The sequence below is a fragment of the Pseudomonas sp. K5002 genome (assembly GCF_013386655.1).
Classification (GTDB): Bacteria; Pseudomonadota; Gammaproteobacteria; order Pseudomonadales; family Pseudomonadaceae; genus Aquipseudomonas.
The window spans coordinates 1-20,471 of record NZ_JACARK010000084.1 but is presented as its reverse complement, the minus strand read 5'-3'; the positions used below and the strand labels follow the sequence as shown (position 1 = coordinate 20,471).

22 protein-coding genes are annotated in these 20,471 nt (G+C 60.9%); 7 read left to right on the top strand and 15 right to left on the bottom strand.

What is annotated here, in order from left to right; all coding sequences use genetic code 11:
* From HX846_RS05195 to ffh, 10 genes are all read right to left on the bottom strand, one after another.
* The coding region (locus HX846_RS05195; RefSeq protein WP_218645388.1) for a transporter substrate-binding domain-containing protein at positions 1-1,510 on the bottom strand (1,510 nt) is incomplete at its 3' end.
* A 154-nt stretch (positions 1,511-1,664) separates the two neighbouring features.
* Positions 1,665-3,074: a threonine synthase gene (gene thrC / locus HX846_RS05190; RefSeq protein WP_008438237.1), complete on the bottom strand. Its 1,410-nt coding sequence runs from the start codon at positions 3,072-3,074 to the stop codon at positions 1,665-1,667.
* A 67-nt stretch (positions 3,075-3,141) separates the two neighbouring features.
* Positions 3,142-4,446 (bottom strand): homoserine dehydrogenase, encoded by a 1,305-nt coding sequence (locus tag HX846_RS05185; protein WP_003209580.1) that lies wholly within the window; start codon positions 4,444-4,446, stop codon positions 3,142-3,144.
* A gap of 126 nt (positions 4,447-4,572) precedes the next feature.
* Complete coding sequence (dsbC, locus tag HX846_RS05180; RefSeq protein WP_178965064.1) at positions 4,573-5,304, bottom strand: bifunctional protein-disulfide isomerase/oxidoreductase DsbC; 732 nt, start codon at positions 5,302-5,304, stop codon at positions 4,573-4,575.
* 154 nt (positions 5,305-5,458) lie between these two features.
* A complete protein-coding gene (gene xerD / locus HX846_RS05175) occupies positions 5,459-6,355 on the bottom strand; it encodes a site-specific tyrosine recombinase XerD (RefSeq protein ID WP_177020419.1) in 897 nt (298 codons plus the stop codon).
* Between the two features lie 362 nt (positions 6,356-6,717).
* On the bottom strand, positions 6,718-7,068 hold the full coding sequence (rplS, locus tag HX846_RS05170; protein ID WP_003175895.1) for a 50S ribosomal protein L19: 351 nt from the start codon (positions 7,066-7,068) through the stop codon (positions 6,718-6,720).
* 45 nt (positions 7,069-7,113) lie between these two features.
* Entirely contained in the window at positions 7,114-7,824 is a 711-nt protein-coding gene (gene trmD, locus HX846_RS05165) for a tRNA (guanosine(37)-N1)-methyltransferase TrmD (protein WP_236260845.1), read from the bottom strand.
* A 43-nt stretch (positions 7,825-7,867) separates the two neighbouring features.
* The gene (gene rimM / locus HX846_RS05160; RefSeq protein ID WP_003175898.1) at positions 7,868-8,404 is read right to left on the bottom strand and encodes a ribosome maturation factor RimM; all 537 of its coding nucleotides are present in this window, start codon (positions 8,402-8,404) and stop codon (positions 7,868-7,870) included.
* Positions 8,405-8,409: 5 nt separating this feature from the next.
* Positions 8,410-8,661 (bottom strand): 30S ribosomal protein S16, encoded by a 252-nt coding sequence (gene rpsP / locus HX846_RS05155; protein WP_003209587.1) that lies wholly within the window; start codon positions 8,659-8,661, stop codon positions 8,410-8,412.
* Between the two features lie 250 nt (positions 8,662-8,911).
* The gene (ffh, locus tag HX846_RS05150; RefSeq protein WP_003209589.1) at positions 8,912-10,288 is read right to left on the bottom strand and encodes a signal recognition particle protein; all 1,377 of its coding nucleotides are present in this window, start codon (positions 10,286-10,288) and stop codon (positions 8,912-8,914) included.
* Between the two features lie 234 nt (positions 10,289-10,522).
* Here ffh and HX846_RS05145 point away from each other — a divergent pair, with 234 nt between their 5' ends.
* The 3 genes from HX846_RS05145 (at position 10,523) to HX846_RS05135 (ending at position 14,118) form a co-directional block, all read left to right on the top strand.
* On the top strand, positions 10,523-11,335 hold the full coding sequence (locus HX846_RS05145) for an inner membrane protein YpjD (RefSeq protein WP_010176828.1): 813 nt from the start codon (positions 10,523-10,525) through the stop codon (positions 11,333-11,335).
* Between the two features lie 12 nt (positions 11,336-11,347).
* Positions 11,348-12,586, top strand: a complete 1,239-nt coding sequence (locus HX846_RS05140) for a transporter associated domain-containing protein (protein ID WP_177027901.1) — start codon at positions 11,348-11,350, stop codon at positions 12,584-12,586.
* Positions 12,587-12,807: 221 nt separating this feature from the next.
* The gene (locus tag HX846_RS05135; RefSeq protein WP_003209595.1) at positions 12,808-14,118 is read left to right on the top strand and encodes an MFS transporter; all 1,311 of its coding nucleotides are present in this window, start codon (positions 12,808-12,810) and stop codon (positions 14,116-14,118) included.
* A 126-nt stretch (positions 14,119-14,244) separates the two neighbouring features.
* Here the strand turns inward: HX846_RS05135 and purT are convergent, their stop codons facing one another.
* The 5 genes from purT to HX846_RS05110 all read right to left on the bottom strand — a co-directional run bounded on the left by purT (position 14,245) and on the right by HX846_RS05110 (position 17,546).
* A complete protein-coding gene (gene purT, locus HX846_RS05130) occupies positions 14,245-15,426 on the bottom strand; it encodes a formate-dependent phosphoribosylglycinamide formyltransferase (RefSeq protein WP_178902992.1) in 1,182 nt (393 codons plus the stop codon).
* Positions 15,427-15,495: 69 nt separating this feature from the next.
* Positions 15,496-15,963 carry a hypothetical protein gene (locus HX846_RS05125; RefSeq protein ID WP_003209599.1) on the bottom strand — a complete coding sequence of 156 codons (468 nt, stop codon included), beginning with the start codon at positions 15,961-15,963 and terminating at the stop codon, positions 15,496-15,498.
* A gap of 204 nt (positions 15,964-16,167) precedes the next feature.
* Positions 16,168-16,383 (bottom strand): DUF1289 domain-containing protein, encoded by a 216-nt coding sequence (locus HX846_RS05120; protein ID WP_008438244.1) that lies wholly within the window; start codon positions 16,381-16,383, stop codon positions 16,168-16,170.
* The gene (locus tag HX846_RS05115) at positions 16,380-16,904 is read right to left on the bottom strand and encodes a gamma carbonic anhydrase family protein (protein WP_008438249.1); all 525 of its coding nucleotides are present in this window, start codon (positions 16,902-16,904) and stop codon (positions 16,380-16,382) included. Before HX846_RS05115 ends, HX846_RS05120 begins: the two co-directional genes overlap by 4 nt.
* 39 nt (positions 16,905-16,943) lie before the next feature.
* Positions 16,944-17,546, bottom strand: a complete 603-nt coding sequence (locus HX846_RS05110) for a CoA pyrophosphatase (protein ID WP_076017515.1) — start codon at positions 17,544-17,546, stop codon at positions 16,944-16,946.
* Positions 17,547-17,692: 146 nt separating this feature from the next.
* On the opposite strand from HX846_RS05110, the gene HX846_RS05105 reads away from it, so the two are divergent.
* The 4 genes from HX846_RS05105 to HX846_RS05090 form a co-directional block, all read left to right on the top strand.
* Positions 17,693-18,241, top strand: coding sequence for an NUDIX hydrolase (locus HX846_RS05105; RefSeq protein WP_003209606.1), 549 nt, complete (start codon positions 17,693-17,695; stop codon positions 18,239-18,241).
* 42 nt (positions 18,242-18,283) lie between these two features.
* On the top strand, positions 18,284-18,787 hold the full coding sequence (locus HX846_RS05100) for a murein L,D-transpeptidase family protein (RefSeq protein WP_003209608.1): 504 nt from the start codon (positions 18,284-18,286) through the stop codon (positions 18,785-18,787).
* A 263-nt stretch (positions 18,788-19,050) separates the two neighbouring features.
* Entirely contained in the window at positions 19,051-19,809 is a 759-nt protein-coding gene (locus tag HX846_RS05095; protein WP_003209609.1) for a GntR family transcriptional regulator, read from the top strand.
* A gap of 10 nt (positions 19,810-19,819) precedes the next feature.
* The coding region (locus HX846_RS05090; protein ID WP_178965063.1) for an N-acetylglucosamine-6-phosphate deacetylase at positions 19,820-20,471 on the top strand (652 nt) is incomplete at its 3' end.

Here is a 20,471-nt window from a genome sequence, read left to right as displayed (position 1 = left end):
GTACGGTCCCCAGCCAACGCAAACGCAGGGCGCTCAGCTCCGCGACCGGCAGCGCTTCCAGCGCCTTGTTCAAAATGCTCAGCAGTTCCGGTTGATCCTTGCGCACCGACAGGCTGTTGGCCGACCACTTGCCCTCGACACTGCGGCCGATGCGCAACTCATCGGCCGGGTAACTCTGCACTTCCACTTCACTCTGGATAGTCGCCGCCGCGCGACCCTGCGTTACCAGCTCACGGGCCTGGACGTAGTTATCCACCGATTGCAGCTTGATCCCGGGGTGCTCGCGACGAATATATCCCTCCAGGACATGGCGTGCCGGCAGCGCCAGCACCTTGCCTGAAAGCTCGCTCAAACTGGCCACTGGCGGTGCGTCAGCGCGCTGGATAAACACCCAGCCTGAGCCCCCGAACCCATGGCTGAAATCGAGAAAGGCCTTGCGCTCCTGATTCTCGGCCAGGGTGGTGTTCATGTCCGCCCTGCCCGTTTCCAGCAACCCCAGGGTCTGTGCCGTGGAGGACACTTCCTCCATCACGAACTGCAGGCCGGTCATGCGTGAAATGCGGTTGAGCAAGTCCACATTCAGCCCCACCCACTGGCCGTCCTTGTCCTTGAATACATAGGGAGACAGTTGCTGGGACGCCACCACCACATGCGGATGCTGAAGTACCCAGGCCCGCTCCGGGGCCGACAAGGCGATGCGCTCGGCGGCAATGCCCACCCCCAGTCCGGTGGTCCAGCGCGCAAGGATCTCCCGCCGCACAGACTCATCAATACTCGCCAGCGCCCGGTCCATCAGCGTCCCCAACAGAGGGTCGGCCTCCCGCGTGGCAAAGGCAAAGCCGATGGGCGCCAGCCGGCTTTCCACCTTGATCTGCAAGCCCAGGTAGGGCCGTAGCGATTTATAGGCGCGCACGATCACTTCGTTGCCGATAAACGCATCGGCATCACCTTGCTTCAGCGCTTCGAGGCCACTGTAGAGATTCGGTGCCAGCATGATGTGGCTGCCGGGATACGCCTGATGGACGTTCTTGACGTTGGCGTAACCGTCCAGCAACACCAGCTTCTTGTCCTTGAGGTCCTCGTTCTGGGTGCTGTCATCCCGGCGCACGACCACCACCGAGCGGTCCGGCATGTAGTCTTCGGTAAAGCGCAACCCCGACACATCACGCTCGTAACCGTTGGCACTGGTGAGAATATCGATGGCGCCGCTCCGCAGGGCCTCCACCGCCTGCGCCCGCTCGGCAAAACCCAGGACTTGCATCGGTGCATGCAGACGCGCGCCGATCAGGCTCAGGTAATCGGCGCTGATGCCCTGGTAGCGATTGCGGTCGCGGGTGATATCGATCGGCTGATAGTCATCAATCGAAATGCCCACTCTCAGTGGCCGATGGGCCGCCAGCCATTGCTGCTCGCTGGCCGTCAGGGGCATGGGCTCCAGGGCAATGAACGCCGGCACCAGCTTGAACGGCAGGCTGACAGCCGCGAGGCTTGCCGAACCATGGCCAAGCAGCAGCACACATGCCAGCCACGCGTGTGCTCGGGTCGATAAATACACCGGTTGGGTTTCCTTGATTATTCTTGTTGGTCGCCGCACAAGTATGGCTCGCCAGAATGAAAAAGCCCGTCACGAAGACGGGCTTGATCCACCACGCAAAGCCGTTGGCTCAGAGTGGCTTGCCGCGATTGCCATGCTGGCTGACAAACGCCTGTACCGCTTTCAGGTCATTGGCCAATACCGTGCAACGCTCTTCACGCTCGAACAGGTCGGTGAGGTGCGCCGGCAATTCCAGCGCCTTGCCAACCCCGGCCTTCTCTACCGCTTCCGGGAATTTGACCGGGTGCGCGGTGCCGAGAATCACCATCGGGATGTCCAGGCTGCGGCGGCATTCGCGCGCGGCCTTGACGCCAATGGCGGTGTGCGGGTCCAGCAGCTCGCCGGTCTGGGCGTAGACTTCGGCGATGGTCTCGCAGGTTTCTGCGTCGTCCACCGCCAGGGAGTCGAACAGCTTGCGGGTTTCGGTCCAGCGCTCCTGCTCGACGCTGAAACCGCCACCTTGCTTGAAGCTGTCCATCAGGCCGGCCAGGGCAGCACCGTTGCGACCGTGCATGTCGAACAGCAGGCGTTCGAAGTTCGACGAGACCATGATGTCCATCGACGGCGACAGTGTGGCGTGCAGGGTTTCCTTGACGTACTGGTTGCCGCTCATGAAGCGGTGCAGGATGTCGTTGCGGTTGGTGGCGACGATCAACTGGTTGATCGGCAGGCCCATGTTGCGTGCCAGGTAACCGGCGAAGATGTCGCCGAAGTTGCCGGTTGGCACCGAGAACGACACCGAACGCGCCGGGCCGCCCAACTGCAGGGAAGCATGGAAGTAGTAGACGATCTGGGCCATGATCCGCGCCCAGTTGATCGAGTTCACCGCTACCAGGCGGGTGCCCTTGAGGAAGCTCTGGTCGGCGAAGCTGGCCTTGACCATTTCCTGGCAGTCATCGAAGTTGCCTTCGATGGCGATGTTGTGGATGTTCTCGCCGAAGATCGTGGTCATCTGCCGACGCTGCACTTCCGACACGCGGTTGTGCGGGTGCAGGATGAAGATGTCGACGTTTTCGCAGTGCTTGCAGCCTTCGATCGCCGCCGAGCCGGTATCACCGGAAGTAGCGCCGATGATCACCACGCGCTCACCGCGTTTTTCCAACACATAGTCCAGCAGGCGACCCAGCAGTTGCAGGGCGAAATCCTTGAACGCCAGGGTCGGGCCGTGGAACAGCTCCAGGACCCATTCGTTGCCGTTCAGTTGGCGCAACGGGGCAATGGCGCTGTGGGAAAACACGCCGTAGGTTTCTTCCAGGATCTTCTTGAAATCCGCATCCGGGATGCTGCCGGTGACGAACGGGCGCATGACCCGGAACGCCAGCTCGTGGTACGGCAGGCCGGCCCACGAAGCGATTTCTTCCTGGGTAAAGCGTGGCAGGTTTTCCGGCACGTACAGGCCGCCGTCAGTGGCCAGACCGGCCAGCAGAACGTCTTCGAAATTCAGGGCCGGTGCCTGGCCGCGGGTGCTGATATAACGCATGACTGGCTCCTCTAGAGCATGCTTGAACAAGGGCCGCCGAACGCGTGGGGCCCTTGCCGCAAAACGATTAGTTCAGGTGTTCGACGCGAATCCGCACCACCGGCCCAACCACGCCCTGCAACGCTTCAAGCGCGGCAATGGCGTCGTTGATGTGCTGCTCCAGCACACGGTGGGTCAGCAGGATCATGGGCACCAGGCCGTCCTGTTCTTCGACTTCCTTCTGCATGATCGATTCAATGTTGATGCCGCGCTCCGACAGGATGCTGGCCACCTGGGCGAGCACGCCCGGATGATCCTTGGCCTGGATGCGCAGGTAGTAGGCACTTTCGCAGGCTTCGATCGGCAGGATCGGGTGGGCCGACAGCGAGTCCGGCTGGAAGGCCAGGTGCGGCACGCGGTTTTCCGGGTCGCTGGTCATGGCACGCACCACGTCCACCAGGTCGGCGATCACCGAGGAAGCGGTCGGCTCCATGCCGGCGCCGGCGCCGTAGAACAGGGTGGAACCGGCAGCGTCACCGTTGACCATCACGGCGTTCATCACGCCATTGACGTTGGCGATCAGGCGGTCGGCCGGGATCAGTGTCGGGTGCACACGCAGCTCGATACCGGCCGGGGTGCTGCGCGCCACACCGAGGTGCTTGATGCGGTAGCCCAGGGCTTCGGCGTAGTTCACGTCGGCGGTGGTCAGCTTGGTGATGCCTTCGGTGTAGGCCTTGTCGAACTGCAGCGGGATACCAAAGGCGATGGACGCCAGGATGGTCAGCTTGTGGGCAGCGTCGATGCCTTCCACGTCGAAGGTCGGATCGGCTTCGGCGTAACCCAGGGCCTGGGCTTCGGCCAGCACGTCTTCGAAGGTACGGCCCTTCTCACGCATTTCGGTGAGGATGAAGTTACCGGTGCCGTTGATGATGCCGGCCACCCAGTTGATACGGTTGGCGGACAGGCCTTCACGGATCGCCTTGATCACCGGGATGCCACCGGCCACGGCGGCTTCGAACGCCACGATCACGCCCTTCTCGCGGGCCTTGGCGAAGATTTCGTTACCGTGCACGGCAATCAGCGCCTTGTTGGCAGTGACCACATGCTTGCCGTTTTCGATGGCCTTGAGCACCAGCTCGCGGGCCACGGTGTAGCCGCCTACCAGCTCGATGACGATATCGATTTCAGGGTTGGTGGCGACTTCGAAGACATCGTTGGTAATCGCAATACCGGTCGTTTGGAACTGAGGCTTTGGCGTACGCGTGGCAATTTGTGCCACTTCAATCCCACGCCCTGCACGGCGGGAAATTTCTTCAGCGTTACGCTGAAGTACGTTGAAGGTGCCGCCACCGACGGTCCCTAACCCACAGATGCCTACTTTGACCGGTTTCACTGAAGAACTCCCCATGAAACGGCCGACTCAAGGTCGGCCGTGAAAACAGCCGCACAACTGCGGCTCTCTATTAATGACCCGCCGAACTGTCGGCGGATCATGATCGTCAAGGCTCGACGATAATGCTTACTTTGCGTTCAGTGCCAGTTTGGCAACTTGCGGCGCAGGCTGGTAGCCCGGAATCACCTGGCCGTCAGCCAAAACGATGGCCGGCGTACCGTTCACACCAATCGACTGGCCGAGGGCGAACTGCTTGGAAACCGGGTTGGCGCACTTGGCGGCCTTGATTTCCTTGCCATCGACCATCTTGTCCATGGCCGCTTTCTTGTCGGCCGAACACCAGACGGCTTGCAACTGCTCGTCACCCGGCGAACCCAGGCCCTGGCGCGGGAACGCCACGTAGCGCACTTCAACGCCGAGCTTGTTCAGCTCAGGCACTTCGGCATGCAGCTTGTGGCAGTACGGGCAGGTGGTGTCGGTGAACACGGTGATGTGGGTCTTGGTTTCGCCGATGGCCGGGTAAACCACGGTTTCAGCCACCGGAATACCGTTGATCAGCTTGGACACGCCCAGGCGCTCGGCTTTCTCGGTGAGGTTCACCGGCTTGCCGTCTTTGAGCTGGAACAGGTAGCCCTGGACGATGTACTGGCCATCGGCACTGGCGTACAGCACGCGACTGCCCTTGAGCTTGACTTCGTACAGGCCGGCCATCGGGCTGGCGTTGATGCTTTCAATCGGGGTGTCGAGCTGGAGGGCTTCCAGGCTCTTGCGGATTGTCTTCTCTGCGGCGTCGTCGGCGACGGCAAAGGTTGAGACCAACGCAATGGCTACGATGGCAAAAATCTGGGTCAAGCGCATGGGAACTCCTGAAGGCAGATGCAGGGACGGGAGCAGGAACACCGATCTTCAAACACGGGTTTGGGCCGTCCCCTTTGCGAACCGGCAAAGCCTACCACAGTTGGGCCGCAGGGCAGCCAGTCGCGGGGAAATTGGGCTTTTTCCGAAGTGTTTTTCATCCACGGGGATGGTGCTTGGCGTGCATCTCCTGCAAACGTGCCCGCGCCACGTGGGTGTAGATCTGGGTGGTGGATAAGTCGCTGTGGCCCAGGAGCATTTGAACCACGCGCAAATCCGCGCCGTGGTTGAGCAAATGCGTGGCGAACGCGTGGCGCAGGGTGTGGGGCGACAGCGACTTGCCGATGCCGGCAACCTTGGCCTGGTGCTTGATGCGATGCCAGAAGGTCTGGCGGGTCATCTGTTCGCCGCGCTGGCTGGGAAACAGTACATCGCTGGGCCGACCGTTGAGCAACTCGGCTCGGGCGTCGCGCATGTAGCGTTCGATCCACACGATCGCCTCTTCGCCCATGGGCACCAGGCGCTCCTTGCTGCCCTTGCCCATTACGCGCAATACGCCCTGGCGCAGGTTGACCTGTTCCAGGGTCAGGCTGATCAGCTCGGTGACGCGCAGGCCGCAGGCATACAGCACTTCCAGCATGGCACGGTCGCGCTGGCCGATGGCTTCGCTCAGGTCGGGGGCTGCGAGCAGGGCTTCGACGTCGGCTTCCGACAGGGATTTGGGCAGTGGCCGGCCCAACTGTGGCATGTCGATTTGCAGGGTTGGGTCGACAGCGATCAGCTTTTCCCGCAGCAGGTAGCGATAGAAGCCACGCACGCCTGAGAGAAAACGCGCAGTAGAGCGAGGCTTGTAGTTTTGCTCCAGGCGCCAGGCCAGGTGGTCGAGAATCAGCTCGCGACCGGCGTCGAGCAGCTCGAGGTTTTTCTCCTGCAGCCAGCCATTGAACAACGCGAGGTCGCTGCGGTAAGCCTGGCGGGTGTTGTCCGACAGGCCTTTTTCCAGCCAGAGGGCGTCGAGGAAGCGATCTATCTGCGGGTGGTCGATGGCGGGCATGAGGGCTCAAGCAGGGAAAATGGCGATGTCGGGTAGATCCTATCGCAGCACGGGCCGCTACACATCAATGAAAGCGGGCAAATAATCTGTGGCAAGGGAGCTTGCTCCCGCTGGGGCGCGAAGCGGCCCTGATTGACCATTGAGGTCCAACAGAGAGACTTCTATTGCCGGTTTCAGGGCCGCTGCGCAGCCCAACGGGAGCAAGCTCCCTCGCCACAAAAGCGGAAAACGGCTTTAAGGTCAGTGCGACGCTGAATTTCTTCGAGGCGGGGAGTCATGAATAGATACCGGGGAAATGGACAAATTTCAGGCAACAAAAAAGCAGCCCGTAGGCTGCTTTTTTCTGCATCGGGAAGCTGGACTTAAGCCAGTTTTTCCTTGATGCGAGCTGCTTTACCGGACAGGTCACGCAGGTAGTACAGCTTGGCTTTACGTACGTCACCGCGACGTTTAACGGCCATGCTGTCGATTTGCGGGCTGTAGGTCTGGAAAGTACGCTCTACGCCAACACCGTTGGAGATTTTACGAACAGTGAAAGCACTGTTCACACCACGGTTACGCTTGGCAATTACCACGCCTTCGAACGCTTGCAGACGCGAACGGTCGCCTTCCTTCACTTTCACCTGAACGACAATGGTGTCGCCCGGGGCAAAGGTAGGGATCTCTTTGGTCATCTGCTCTGCTTCGAGTGCAAGGATGATTTTGTTAGTCATGCTGTGCTCCTAAGGTAAGTCGTCGGACCTACCATCGATACGTTGTTAACTATCGTCCCGCCCGAGGATGTATTCCTCGAGCAGCTTCTTCTCTTCTCCAGAAAGCGAGCGGCTTTCCAGAAGATCGGCGCGTCGTTCATAGGTCCGCCCGAGGGACTGCTGTAAACGCCAACGCCGGATGTGTGCGTGATTGCCACTTAGCAATACGTCGGGAACACGCTGATCCGCATACACCTCCGGACGGGTGTAGTGCGGGCAATCCAGCAAACCATCCGTGAAGGAATCTTCCTCCGCGGAGTCCGCATGCCCTAAAGCTCCAGGCAGCAGTCGTGTAACCGCATCTATCAGGACCATCGCCGGCAGCTCGCCGCCAGACAGGACATAGTCCCCAATCGACCACTCTTCATCGACATGAGCATCAATAAAACGCTCGTCAATGCCTTCATAGCGACCGGCAATCAGGATTAATGCTTCCAGATTCGCCAACTCGCGTACCGCCGACTGATTCAGCTGACGGCCTTGAGGGGACAGGTAAATTACCTTCGCCTTCTCCCCGGCGGCTGCCTTGGCCTGAACCAACGCATCTTCCAGGGGCTTGATCTTCATCACCATGCCCGGGCCACCGCCAAATGGGCGATCGTCCACAGTGTGATGTCGATCCGTCGTGTAGTCTCGCGGGTTCCAACAGGTGAGCTGCAAGAGCCCCTGTTTCACCGCCCGACTGGTGATGCCGTACTCGCTGATGGCGGAAAACATCTCGGGAAACAAACTGATCACTTCAACGCGCAGGTTAGCCACGTTAGAAGTCCGCGTCCCATTCCACCTTCATCTCGCCCGCTGCCAGGTCGACGGCCAACACGCATTGCTCGGTATAGGGCAACAGGCGTTCGCGATCATCCAGGCTGCCAGCGCAAGGCTTGACCACCATTACATCATTGGCGCCGGTTTCCAGAAGATGATCGATTTTCCCGAGCAATTGCCCAAGTTGATCAATAACCTTCAGACCTTCCAGCTGGTACCAGTAGTACTCGCCGTCGGTCAATTCAGGGAACAGGTTGCGCGGCACGCAGATCTCATAACCGGCCAGAAGACGAGCTTCTTCACGATCATCAAGACCCTTGAGCTTTGCGACCAGGAACTTGTCGCTCCCGCGTCCACTGACCAGCTCTACCTGTTTCACACTACCTTCGCGCTTGAGCGTCCAGGTCTTGTACTGCAACAGGTTTTCAGTCGGATCAGTAAAGGAATACACCTTCACTTCGCCGCGAACGCCATGAACAGAATAAATCTTGCCGATAACGATCAAATCATCAGCAACCGCTGGCGTCGCGTTCATATTGCTCAGGCCGCAGCCTTAGATGCATCCTTCAACAACTGAGCAACGCGCTCAGAAGGTTGTGCACCAACGCTCAGCCAGTAGGCTACGCGCTCTTGGTTCACGGACAGACGGACTTCTTGACCACGAGCGATCGGATTGAAGAAGCCAACTTGTTCCTTGTGAGAGCCGTCACGTGGGTTGCGGCTGTCAGTTACGGTCAAGTGGTAAAACGGGCGCTTTTTGGAGCCGCCAAGGGCAAGACGGATTGTTAGCATGTGAACATCGTTCCTGTAGTCGGTGCTGCAAATCTAAATGCACAGCGGGCATAGGTGCCCGAAAGGCCGCATATTCTAAGGAATATCCGGACTTTTGCAAATGTCTTTTTCTGGCGCCTATCAGCGTGCCATTCAGATCTGCTATAGAGCCGTCGGTTAAAACGGCAAGTCAGCTCCCGCCAATGGCGGGTTTGCTGGAGATCCCGCATCCCTGCGGGTCGGAGCAGAAGCGAACTTCTGCTCGAATTCTTTACATTTTCGGCATGCCGCCGCCGGGCAACATACCGCCCATGCCGCGCATCATCTTGGCCATTCCGCCTTTTGCGGAGAATTTCTTCATCATCTTCTGCATCTGCTTGTGTTGCTTGATCAAGCGACCGATGTCCTGCACCTGGGTGCCGGAACCCATGGCGATCCGACGTTTGCGCGAACCGCTGATCAGCTCAGGGTCGCGGCGCTCGGCCGGGGTCATGGAATTGATGATGGCTTCCATCTGCTTGAATTGCTTCTCTGCCGCGCCCTGGGCATTGCCCATTTGCGCCAGGTTCACGCCGCCGATGTTCGGCAGCTTGTCCATCAGGCCGCCGAGGCCGCCCATGTTCTTCATCTGCTGCAGCTGGTCGCGGAAGTCTTCGAGGTCGAAGCCCTTGCCCTTCTTCAGCTTTTTAGCCAGCTTGTCGGCCTTGTCCTTGTCGAGGGTCGCTTCCGCTTGCTCGATCAGGCTGAGCACGTCGCCCATGCCGAGGATACGCGAGGCGATACGCTCAGGGTGGAACGGCTCGAGCGCTTCGCTCTTCTCGCCCATACCGATGAACTTGATCGGCTTGCCGGTAATGGCGCGTACCGACAAGGCGGCACCGCCACGGGCATCGCCGTCGACCTTGGTCAGGATCACACCGGTCAGCGGCAGTGCATCACCAAAGGCCTTGGCGGTATTGGCCGCATCCTGGCCGGTCATGGCATCGACCACGAACAGGGTTTCTACCGGGTTGATCGCGGCATGCAGCGCCTTGATCTCGCCCATCATCTCTTCGTCGATGTGCAGGCGACCGGCGGTATCGACGATGACCACGTCGATGAATTTCAGCTTGGCTTCTTTAATAGCCGCCTGGGCGATATCGACCGGTTTCTGGCTCAGGTCGGACGGGAAGAAGGTCACGCCCACTTCGCCCGCGAGCATTTCCAGCTGTTTAATAGCCGCCGGGCGGTAAACGTCGGCAGACACCACCATCACCGACTTCTTCTTGCGCTCTTTAAGGAAGCGCGCCAGTTTGCCGGCGGTGGTGGTCTTGCCCGCACCTTGCAGACCGGCCATCAGCACAACGGCTGGCGGCACGGCGCTGAGGTTCAAATCTTCGTTGGCCGCGCCCATCAGGCTTTCGAGTTCGGCCTGGACGATCTTCACAAAGGCCTGGCCCGGCGTCAGGCTGCGGGACACTTCGGTGCCGACCGCGCGCTCTTTGACCGAGTTGACGAAGTCCTTCACCACCGGCAAGGCGACGTCGGCTTCCAGCAACGCCATGCGCACTTCACGCAGGGTGTCTTTAATATTGTCCTCGGTCAGCTTGGCCTTGCCGGTGACATGGCGCAGCGTCTGCGAGAGACGGTCAGTCAGATTTTCAAACATGCGCGATCCTTTCAGGCCCTATTCATCGAAATGCATTGTTAGACCGAGGTAATGGCGGCCCAGGCTGTGGTAAATCGCTATTAAAAACAGCGCTCGGCGAGCCTGCGGCGTGGGCAGGTCGCGGATTATAGCGAAGACTGTCGCCATGCACACCCGCTGTCTGGCCTGAGAGTCTTTCGTGTTACGCAGGTGTATGCCAAACTCAGCGCCTTTCGGGCCTGCTTAACAGGATTTATGCTCCCTTTGTCACCCAGTTTGCTACCCAGCCTCGCCGCCGCCATCTTGTATGCCGCTGCGACCCTCTATCAGGGCACTCGTCTGGCCCAAGGCGCCAAGGCCGACAAACGCCTGCTGGTAGGCCTTGGCGTCCTCGCCCTGCTGGCTCACGCCGCCAGCCTGTTCACGCACTTGATGACGCCGGTCGGCCTGGGCCTGGATTTCTTCAGCGCTGCCAGCCTGATTGCCGCCGCGGTGATCGCGCTGACCCTGATGGCCTGCTACCGGATCCCGGTGGAGAATCTGCTGGTGCTGTTGTTCCCGCTCGGGATGCTGACGGTGCTGCTGGCGCAATTCACACCGACCGGCACCGTGCAGGTCATTGATGAAGAGCCGGGCATCCTCGCCCACATCCTGCTGTCGATCCTCGCCTACGGCATGTTCACCATCGCGGTGTTCCAGGCCTTGCTGCTGCTGTTGCAAGACCACCAGCTCAAGCACAAGCACCCGTCGGGGCTGATCAAGAACTTCCCGCCGCTGCAAACCATGGAAAGCCTGCTGTTCGGCTTCCTCTGGGCCGGCTGGACGCTGCTGTCGCTGTCGCTGATCTCCGGCTGGCTGTTCGTCGAGAACCTGTTTGCCCAGCATCTTGTGCATAAAACCCTGCTGGCCTGCCTGGCCTGGGTGGTGTTCAGCGTGCTGCTGTGGGGCCGCAACCGTCTCGGCTGGCGCGGGCACAAGGCGATCCGCTGGACCCTGGCCGGTTTCTGCCTGCTGATGCTGGCCTATTTCGGCAGCAAGCTGGTTCGCGAATACATCCTGCATATCTGACGGGCAGCCGACATGGACAACTTGCCCTTGGGGCCGATGCTTGCGGTAGTAGCCTTGCTGGTTTTATGGTCGGCGCTGTTTACCGCCATCGAAGCTGCCCAGCAACATTTGCTGGCCCTGCGCCCCGGCACCCGCCAGGGTGACAAAGCCGCCGCCCGCCTGAACTTCCCGCGTAACAGCCTGATCCTCTGCAACACCCTGTGCCGCGCCGTGGTGGTGATTCTCTGCACCCTGCTGGCGATCTACGCCTGGGCGCAAAACGGCCCGTGGCTCGGCTGGGTGATCTCCAGCGCGGTACTGCTGGTACTGGCCGACTATCTACCGCGCGCCCTGGCCACTCGCCACCCGCAAACCATCCTTGGCTTCGGCAATACCTTGCTGAGCGTGCCGCTGAAAATCCTTTATCCGCTGGCCTGGCTGCTCAACGGTGTCAGCCTGTTGCTGCTGCGCCCGTTCACCCGCAAGCCCGGGCTGGTCAAGAAGAGCGACGAGCCGCAGCCGGACCAGGACGACGAGCCGGAAGCCGAAATCCCCAACACCCGCGCGCCGGGCATGCCGGGCATCCACGCCCTGGACAACATCACCGTCAACGACATCCTGGTGCCCCGCAGCGAAGTGGACGGCATCAACCTGGATGACCCGGTAGAGGAAATCATCGAGCAACTGCGGGTTTCCACCCGAACCCGGCTGCCGGTGTTCCACAGCGATATCAACCAGGTCGAGGCGGTGCTCAACACGCGGCAGATCCGCCACCTGCTGCCGGACGCCAGCCTGACCAAGGAAGCCCTGCTGGCCGCCTGTCACGAGCCCTACTTCGTCCCGGAAAGCACGCCGCTGCAACTGCAATTGCTGAACTTCCACAAGCAACAGCGCCGCCTGGGCATGGTGGTGGATGAATACGGCGAAGTGCTGGGCATTGTGACCCTGGAAGACATTCTTGAAGAAATCGTCGGTGAGTTCGAAAACGAGCAGCACCTCGACAACCCGCACATCCAGCCCCAACTGGATGGCCGCTACGTGATCGACGGCGCCGCCTCGATCCGTGACTTGAACAAAACCCTCGGCTGGCACCTGCCCAGCGACGGCCCCAAGACCCTCAACGGCCTGGTGACCGAAGCACTGGAGACCATTCCGGATTGCGCCGTGTGCCTGAAAATCGGCCGCTATCGCCTGGAAATCCTCGAGACCGAGGACAACCGCGTCGCCAAGGTGTTGATCTGGCACACCAGCACGGTGCCGGTTGCCGCTTAAGCCCCTTGTTGGATCCGCAAACCCCTTCCTATAATCGGGCGGCTTACCCAAGCCCCGCCCGACCGCGTGCTACCCGCACTGAGCGCGTCCAGGCAGCGTTTTACCGTGTCTGACCGGTGTTTGCTCCCATCCCGAGCCGCCCCGCGCACAACCCTGATCCATGGGTGTTCGACCAATAATAACCCGCGTCCAAACGCGCAATGACCGTCAGGGATACCTCAATGAGCACCACCTATAACGAGACGGCGACCGCCGCCCCGACCAACTCGACGGCCCGGGTCGCCACCGCGAGCATCATCGGCACCGCCATCGAGTTCTACGACTTCTATATCTACGCAACTGCCGCAGCCTTGGTGATCGGCCCGGTGTTCTTCCCGCAAACCTCCGGCACGGCGCAGATGCTCGCCTCGTTCCTGACCTTCGGTATCGCGTTTATCGCGCGGCCGTTGGGTTCGGCGCTGTTCGGCCACTTTGGCGACCGGATTGGCCGTAAATCGACGTTGGTGGCGTCCTTGCTGCTGATGGGCGTGTGCACCACGCTGATTGGCTTGCTGCCCGGTTATGACAGCATCGGCGCCTGGGCACCGATCCTGCTCTGCGTGCTGCGCTTTGGCCAAGGCCTCGGGCTTGGCGGCGAATGGGGCGGCGCGGCGTTGCTGGCCACCGAGAACGCCCCGAAGGGCAAACGCGCCTGGTTCGGCATGTTCCCGCAACTGGGGCCATCGATCGGCTTTCTGGCGGCCAACGGGCTGTTCCTGATCCTGGCCATGAGCCTGAGCGACGAACAGTTCCGCAGCTGGGGCTGGCGCATTCCGTTCATTCTCAGCGCGGCGCTGGTGATGGTGGGGCTGTATGCACGGCTCAAACTGCATGAAACGCCGGTGTTCGCGAACGCCGTGGCCAAGGAAGCGCCGGTGAAAGTGCCGCTGGTGGAATTGTTCAGCCAGCATTGGCTGCCAGTACTGCTGGGTGCAGCCTCGATGGTGGTGTGTTATGCGCTGTTCTATATCACCACCGCGTTTTCCCTGAGCTATGGCGTGTCTACGCTGGGCTACAGCCGTGAAACGTTCCTGGGTTTGCTGTGCTTCGCGGTGCTGTTCATGGGCGCGGCGACGCCGCTGGCGGCGTGGGCCAGCGACCGTTACGGGCGTAAGCCGGTGCTGATTGTCGGTGCGATCCTGACCATCCTTTCCGGCTTCACCATGGAGCCGTTGCTGACCCACGGTTCAACCTGGGCCGTGGCACTGTTCCTGGCGCTGGAGCTGTTCCTGATGGGCGTGACGTTTGCCCCGATGGGCGCGATGTTGCCGGAACTGTTCCCGACCCGCGTGCGTTATACCGGTGCTTCGGCGGCGTATAACCTGGGTGGGATCGTGGGTGCGTCGGCGGCACCGTTCTTCGCGACCAAGCTGGTGGCGATGGGCGGTTTGAGTTATGTCGGCGGGTATGTGTCGGCGGCAGCGGTGATCAGCTTGATTGCTGTGCTGTGCCTGAAAGAGACGCGCAATAACGATTTGAACAAGGTCGCCTAATGATGATCATTCCCACGCTCTGCGTGGGAATGCATCCGGTGACGCTCTGCGTCACGCCCTTAAGAGCGGACGCGGAGCGTCCAGCGCGGCATTCCCACGCGGAGCGTGGGAACGATCGGCGGGGGGTTACAGCTCTATAACAACCGCTTTCGAAGCACGAGTGGCTTTAGCCCGCGCTGCCTCAATCGACTCGTCCCGCGCCAACGCCACGCCCATACGGCGCTGGCCATTCACTTCCGGCTTGCCGAACAGACGCAACGCCGTATCCGGCTCGCTCAAGGCTGCACCCAGGTTGGAAAACGCCGTCTGGGTCGACTTGCCTTCCACCAGGATCACTGCCGAAGCCGAAGGCCCGAACTGACGGATCAACGGGATCGGCAGGCCGAGAATTGCCCGCGCATGCAGGGCGAACTGCGACAAGTCCTGGGAAATCAGGGTCACCAGGCCAGTGTCATGGGGGCGCGGCGACACTTCGCTGAACCACACCTGATCGCCTTTGATAAACAGCTCGACGCCAAACAGACCACGACCACCCAACGCTTCGGTTACCGCCTTGGCAACGCGCTCGGATTCCGCCAGTGCAATCGGGCTCATGGCCTGTGGCTGCCAGGATTCCTGGTAATCGCCCTTCTCCTGACGGTGACCGACAGGCGCGCAGAAGGTAGTGCCGCCAATGTGGCGCACGGTCAGCAGGGTGATTTCGTAGTCGAAGTCGATAAAGCCTTCGATGATCACGCGGCCCTTGCCGGCACGCCCGCCTTCCTGGGCGTAATCCCAGGCTTTCTGCACGTCATCGGCGCTGCGCAGCAGGCTCTGGCCCTTGCCCGACGAACTCATCACCGGCTTGACCACACACGGGAAGCCCAGGTCGGTGACGGCCTTGCTGTAGTCCTCGAAGGTGTCGGCGAAGTGGTACGGCGAGGTCGGCAGGTCCAGCTCTTCGGCGGCCAGGCGACGGATGCCTTCGCGGTTCATGGTCAGCAACGTCGCGCGGGCGGTCGGGATCACGGTGAAGCCTTCGGCTTCCAGCTCCACGAGGGTGGCGGTGGCGATCGCTTCGATTTCCGGCACGATGAAGTGCGGCTTTTCGGCTTCGATCACGGCACGCAGCGCGGCGCCATCGAGCATGTTGATCACGTGGCTGCGGTGGGCAACCTGCATGGCCGGTGCGTTGGCGTAGCGATCCACGGCAATCACTTCAACGCCCAGGCGTTGCAGTTCGATTACCACTTCCTTGCCCAGCTCACCGCAGCCACACAGCATTACGCGGGTCGCGGTTGGCGACAATGGAGTTCCGATTCGGGTCATCTCAGGTCCTCAGGGGAGCGGATCGTGGGGAGAAAGGCCGGCATTTTACATGAACTGTAAAGATTGGCTTCAGTTGGCGACGCGCTGCCGGCGCAAACGCCAGGCCATGGCCAGCCACACCACGGTAACGCCGGCGAATTTCGACACCAGGGCAGTGCCGGCGACCGCGGGCGTCAAGGCGCCGATCAGGCCGAAAAAGATGAAGGTATCGAGGGGGATACTCAGCGCCGAACTTATCCACAGGCGGTCGTGGAGTGGGCGCTTGGTGATGCTGAACACCAGCCAGTCAATGCATTCGGACACCGCGAACGCCGTGGCGCTGGCCAGGGCGATGGACGGATCGGAGGTGATATAGGACAGCACCAGCGCCGCCAGCATGGCGATGATCGCGCCATGGCCGAAACGGGTTTGCACCATGTCCCGCAGGACAAATACCAAACCGCCCCAGGCGGACCAGATCACATCCAGGTGCGGAGCGGTGGAAAAGGCGAAGTTGATCAGCACGACGCTGCTGATGTAGGCAATCAGGAAGAACATGGGGCGAGGGACCTGTGAACAAGGGGCACAGGGTACTTCACAACCCATCAATGTGGCGAGGGAGCTTGCTCCCGCTGGGGCGCGAAGCGGCCCCGGAAAGGGCGATAGCGGTGTACCTGAAGTAATCCTGTCGTCTGATTTGGGGCTGCTTCGCAGCCCAGCGGGAGCAAGCTCCCTCGCCACATTAAGTGCCGCCCCTAGCGATCAGGCGCCGGATTTACCGGGAATCATCCACACCAGCCCACTCGCCTTCGCCCGCTCATGGCACAACCCCAGCACTACCCGGCGCTCGGTATTGTCCATGCGACTCCAGCGGGTGATTTCATCCACCGTCCGCTGGCAGCCAGTGCAGATATCATCGTCATCCAGCGCACAAATGCTCACGCACGGCGAGGCGACGGGTCGTTCTACCGGGTTCATTCTTCCTGCTCAACCAGATCACGGGCATACCGCTGGGCGTTATGCACATAGTGCGCAGCGCTGGCCTCAAGCATCTTCTTCTGCACGTCGGTCAGCTCCCGCACCACCTTGCCCGGCGAGCCCATCACCAACGAACCATCGGGAATTTCCTTGCCCTCGCCGATCAGCGAATTGGCGCCGATGATGCAGTGCTTGCCGATCTTCGCCCCGTTAAGAATCACCGCATTGATGCCAATCAGGCTGTAATCGTCGACGGTGCAGCCATGCAACATGGCGTTATGGCCGATGGTCACGCCGGTGCCGAGGGTCAGCGGGTAACCCATGTCGGTGTGCATCACGCTGCCGTCCTGCACGTTGCTGTTCTTGCCGATCAGGATCAGCTCGTTGTCGCCGCGCAACACCGCGTTGAACCAGACGTTGGCGCCCTCCTCCAGCTTGACCTTGCCCACCAGCGTGGCATTGGGGGCCACCCAGCTGTTGGGATGGGTTTCGACTCGGGCGTCGCCCAGGCGGTATTTCATAGGTGGATCCTCACGGCAGGAACGATGGCCATCTGGCTCTTAGGTATTGATGAAGCTTTTCGGCGGTCGATGCAGGCTGATGTCGGCATCGTCATAGAGCAGATTGATCAGCTCGACAATCATGATCGCCGTCAGGCCCCAGATCTTGTATTCGCCAAACCGGTAACTGGGCACATACCAACTGCGGCCCTGGTAATCGATACGGTGGGTATGTTCGCGCGGGTCCTGGCGAAAAAACTCCAGGGGCACGCTGAAAACAGCGGCGATCTCGGCGTCATTGGCCAGGTATTCGACGTAATCGGGGATAACGCCTACATAAGGCGTGACACGGATACCGTGCAGGGAAATCAGCGGGCTCAACGGGCCGATGACTTCCACCAGGCCCGGCGGCAGGCCGATTTCTTCTTCGGCTTCGCGCAGCGCGGTGAAGATCAGGTCCGGGTCTTCCGGGTCGCGGCGCCCGCCAGGGAATGCCACTTCGCCGCCATGGGTGGATAACCCGCTGGCGCGCAAGGTCAGGATCAGCTCGGGTTCGTCACTGCGGGTGATCGGCACCAGTACCGCCGCTTCCGGGAAACGACCGTCGGTCTCCAGCGTGCGTGGCGTATGATTGCTTACCCGGCGAAGTAGCTCGTCCAGCATGAGTCATCTCGGTCTGTTGGCTACCTTGCATCATGCACCAAACCTTGCGCACGCCCAACCCCAAAACCCTGGCCATGTCGCTAAACGACAACTTGCAGCCCATACCCGGTCACGCCAAGATAGGCGCACTCTCCAGGAACCCCAGCATGAACTTCTGCAGCCAGTGCGGTAAACCGGTCACCCAGCGCATTCCCGAAGGCGACGCACGCTTGCGTTATGTCTGCGATCACTGTCAGACCATTCACTACCAGAACCCCAATATCGTCGCGGGCACCGTACCGGTGTGGGGCGACCAGGTGCTGCTGTGCCGGCGCGCCATCGAGCCGCGCCTGGGTTTCTGGACCTTGCCCGCCGGCTTTATGGAGAACGGCGAGACCGTCGAACAGGCCGCCATGCGCGAAACCCTGGAAGAAGCCTGCGCCCGGGTGCGCAACCTGAGCATCTACACCCTGATCGACGTGCCGCACATCAGCCAGGTGCACATCTTCTACCGGGCCGAACTGATCGACCTGGATTTTGCCGCCGGCCCCGAAAGCCTTGAAGTGCGCCTATTCGATGAAGCCGACATCCCTTGGTCCGAGCTGGCTTTCCGCACGGTCGGGCGTACCTTAGAATGCTTTTTTGCTGACCGTCGGCAACAGTCGTATCCGGTGCGCAGCGAATCGGTGCCGCCGCTGACCCAGTTGGCCAAATAACAATCCAGGCGGCACGTAGTCTTTTCAGGGGATACCGTTTCAATGCGTTGGTTGCTTGCTCTGATCTGCCTGTCGTTTGCCACGCTGTCGCCAGCCTCCACCCAAGTGATCCTGGGGGGCAAACCCGTCGAGAAAATCCTGGTGCTCAAGTCTGCCCATCAGTTGCAACTGATCAATGACGGCAAGCCCCTCAGGACCTACCGCATTTCCCTGGGGAAGAACCCCAAGGGCACCAAGCTGATGGAAGGCGACCGCCGCACCCCGGAAGGTTTCTACTGGATCGACTGGCGCAAGACCAGCGACCGCTTCAACCTGGCCATGCACATCTCCTACCCCAATATCAGCGATTCCGCGCGCGCCCGCCGCGAAGGGGTCAAGCCCGGCAGCATGATCATGATCCACGGCACCCCCGACGCCGAGGACTACCCCGAAGAGCTGTTCCACACCCTGGACTGGACCGACGGCTGCATCGGCATGCGCAATGTCGACATGCGCGAAGTCTGGAACCTGGTGAAAGACGGCACGATGATCGAGATTCGTCCGTAATTTCCTGCCCCTCGTAAAATAATTCAAAAAAAATTCCCGCCCCATGGGTGGCCTGCCGGTGAATACCAGTTCACCTCGGCAAGCTGCGCGCTTCTGCCTGAAATAAAGACCTCTCTAATACCACTTGAACTGGCGCACTATTAAGGCGCCCGCAAACGCTCGCCTGCACCGTTTTCGCTGCATTGACATGGTATTTAAGTGGTATTAGCTTGCGATCACTACCGGGCGACAACACTCCAATAACCGCATCGGAAACCGACACGATGAACCCCATCCTGGCCCTGCGCCCCGACGATAAACAATCGACGCCGCTGTACCTGCAACTGGCCCGCAACCTCGAAGCCGCGATTCATGCCGGCCAGTGGAAATCCGAGCAGGCATTGCCGTCGGAACGCGCCCTCAGCGAGCAACTGAGCATTTCCCGGGTGACCGCCCGCAAGGCGCTGGAAGTGCTGTTCGAACAAGGTCTGATCCGTCGCAGCCAAGGCTCCGGGACCTTCATCACGCCACGCCTGGAACAACCGCTGTCGCGCCTCTCGGGCTTCAGCGAAATGCTCCGGCTCAAGGGCTTTGTACCGACGTCCCAATGGCTCGAGCGCGACATCACCCCGCCGACCCATGAAGAATTGATTCGCCTGGGCCTGTCACCCAGCGACAAAGTCGCGCGGCTCAAGCGATTGCGTAAGGCCGACGACACGGTGATGGCGATTGAAATGACCGCCATGCCCGCCTCCGTCCTCCCCCACCCGCAGGCCATCGGCAATTCGCTGTACGAATACCTGGAAAGCATCGGCAAACCCATCGTGCGCGCCCTGCAACACATCCAGGCGATCAACGCCTCGGACGAATTCGCAGCCCTGGTGGGCATCGCCCCTGGCACCGCCATGCTGCTGATGACCCGGGTGGGCTACACCGCCGACAACACCCCGATTGAAATCACCGACACCTACTGCCGCAACGACTACTACGACTTCGTCGCAGAACTGCGCCGCCACGACTATTCCGCTGAACTGCGAATTTAGAGAACTGCCCATGTCCGAAGACAATATCCTCACGCCACACGGCTGGATTCGCGGCCGCCTGGTGCACCAGCACGGCAAGGTCACTGCCGTAGAAGGCAGCCCGTGCAACCCGGCTGACAACGACCTGCCGTACCTGCTGCCAGGCTTTATCGACCTGCACGTGCACGGCGGTGGCGGCAAAGACATCATGGAAGGCACCGACGCCTTCCACACCATCACCCGCACCCACGTGCGGTTTGGCACCACCTCGCTGCTGGCCACCACCATGACCGCGCCGGTGGACGAAATCACCCGCGTGCTCGGCGAAATCGGCACCTATTGCGAAAGCCGCCCGACCGGCACCGCTCGCGTCCTGGGCGTGCACCTGGAAGGCCCCTACATCAATCCGGGAAAACTCGGCGCACAACCGAACTTCGCCCACACCGCCTTGATGGCCGAAGTCGAAGAATACCTGCGCCTGGCGCCGATCCGGGTGATCACCATTGCCCCGGAAATCGCCGGCCATGACGGCCTGATCCGCGCCCTCAGCGAACGTGGCGTGCGCATGCAGATCGGCCACACCCTGGGCAGCTATGAAGAAGGTGTCGCCGCCCTCGCCGCCGGGGCCACCAGCTTTACCCACTTGTACAACGCCATGAGCCCGCTGCATCACCGCGAGCCCG

What these genes read in the sequence shown, in the direction of transcription:
- thrC (WP_008438237.1), bottom strand. Translation starts at nt 3,074, where the DNA reads ATGCGTTATATCAGCACCCGCGGCCAGGCACCGGCCCTGAATTTCGAA.
- dsbC (WP_178965064.1), bottom strand. Translation starts at nt 5,304, where the DNA reads ATGCGCTTGACCCAGATTTTTGCCATCGTAGCCATTGCGTTGGTCTCA.
- xerD (WP_177020419.1), bottom strand. Translation starts at nt 6,355, where the DNA reads ATGCCCGCCATCGACCACCCGCAGATAGATCGCTTCCTCGACGCCCTC.
- rplS (WP_003175895.1), bottom strand. Translation starts at nt 7,068, where the DNA reads ATGACTAACAAAATCATCCTTGCACTCGAAGCAGAGCAGATGACCAAA.
- trmD (WP_236260845.1), bottom strand. Translation starts at nt 7,824, where the DNA reads ATGTTTTCCGCCATCAGCGAGTACGGCATCACCAGTCGGGCGGTGAAA.
- rimM (WP_003175898.1), bottom strand. Translation starts at nt 8,404, where the DNA reads ATGAACGCGACGCCAGCGGTTGCTGATGATTTGATCGTTATCGGCAAG.
- rpsP (WP_003209587.1), bottom strand. Translation starts at nt 8,661, where the DNA reads ATGCTAACAATCCGTCTTGCCCTTGGCGGCTCCAAAAAGCGCCCGTTT.
- ffh (WP_003209589.1), bottom strand. Translation starts at nt 10,288, where the DNA reads ATGTTTGAAAATCTGACTGACCGTCTCTCGCAGACGCTGCGCCATGTC.
- HX846_RS05145 (WP_010176828.1), top strand. Translation starts at nt 10,523, where the DNA reads ATGCTCCCTTTGTCACCCAGTTTGCTACCCAGCCTCGCCGCCGCCATC.
- HX846_RS05140 (WP_177027901.1), top strand. Translation starts at nt 11,348, where the DNA reads ATGGACAACTTGCCCTTGGGGCCGATGCTTGCGGTAGTAGCCTTGCTG.
- HX846_RS05135 (WP_003209595.1), top strand. Translation starts at nt 12,808, where the DNA reads ATGAGCACCACCTATAACGAGACGGCGACCGCCGCCCCGACCAACTCG.
- purT (WP_178902992.1), bottom strand. Translation starts at nt 15,426, where the DNA reads ATGACCCGAATCGGAACTCCATTGTCGCCAACCGCGACCCGCGTAATG.
- HX846_RS05125 (WP_003209599.1), bottom strand. Translation starts at nt 15,963, where the DNA reads ATGTTCTTCCTGATTGCCTACATCAGCAGCGTCGTGCTGATCAACTTC.
- HX846_RS05120 (WP_008438244.1), bottom strand. Translation starts at nt 16,383, where the DNA reads ATGAACCCGGTAGAACGACCCGTCGCCTCGCCGTGCGTGAGCATTTGT.
- HX846_RS05115 (WP_008438249.1), bottom strand. Translation starts at nt 16,904, where the DNA reads ATGAAATACCGCCTGGGCGACGCCCGAGTCGAAACCCATCCCAACAGC.
- HX846_RS05110 (WP_076017515.1), bottom strand. Translation starts at nt 17,546, where the DNA reads ATGCTGGACGAGCTACTTCGCCGGGTAAGCAATCATACGCCACGCACG.
- HX846_RS05105 (WP_003209606.1), top strand. Translation starts at nt 17,693, where the DNA reads ATGAACTTCTGCAGCCAGTGCGGTAAACCGGTCACCCAGCGCATTCCC.
- HX846_RS05100 (WP_003209608.1), top strand. Translation starts at nt 18,284, where the DNA reads ATGCGTTGGTTGCTTGCTCTGATCTGCCTGTCGTTTGCCACGCTGTCG.
- HX846_RS05095 (WP_003209609.1), top strand. Translation starts at nt 19,051, where the DNA reads ATGAACCCCATCCTGGCCCTGCGCCCCGACGATAAACAATCGACGCCG.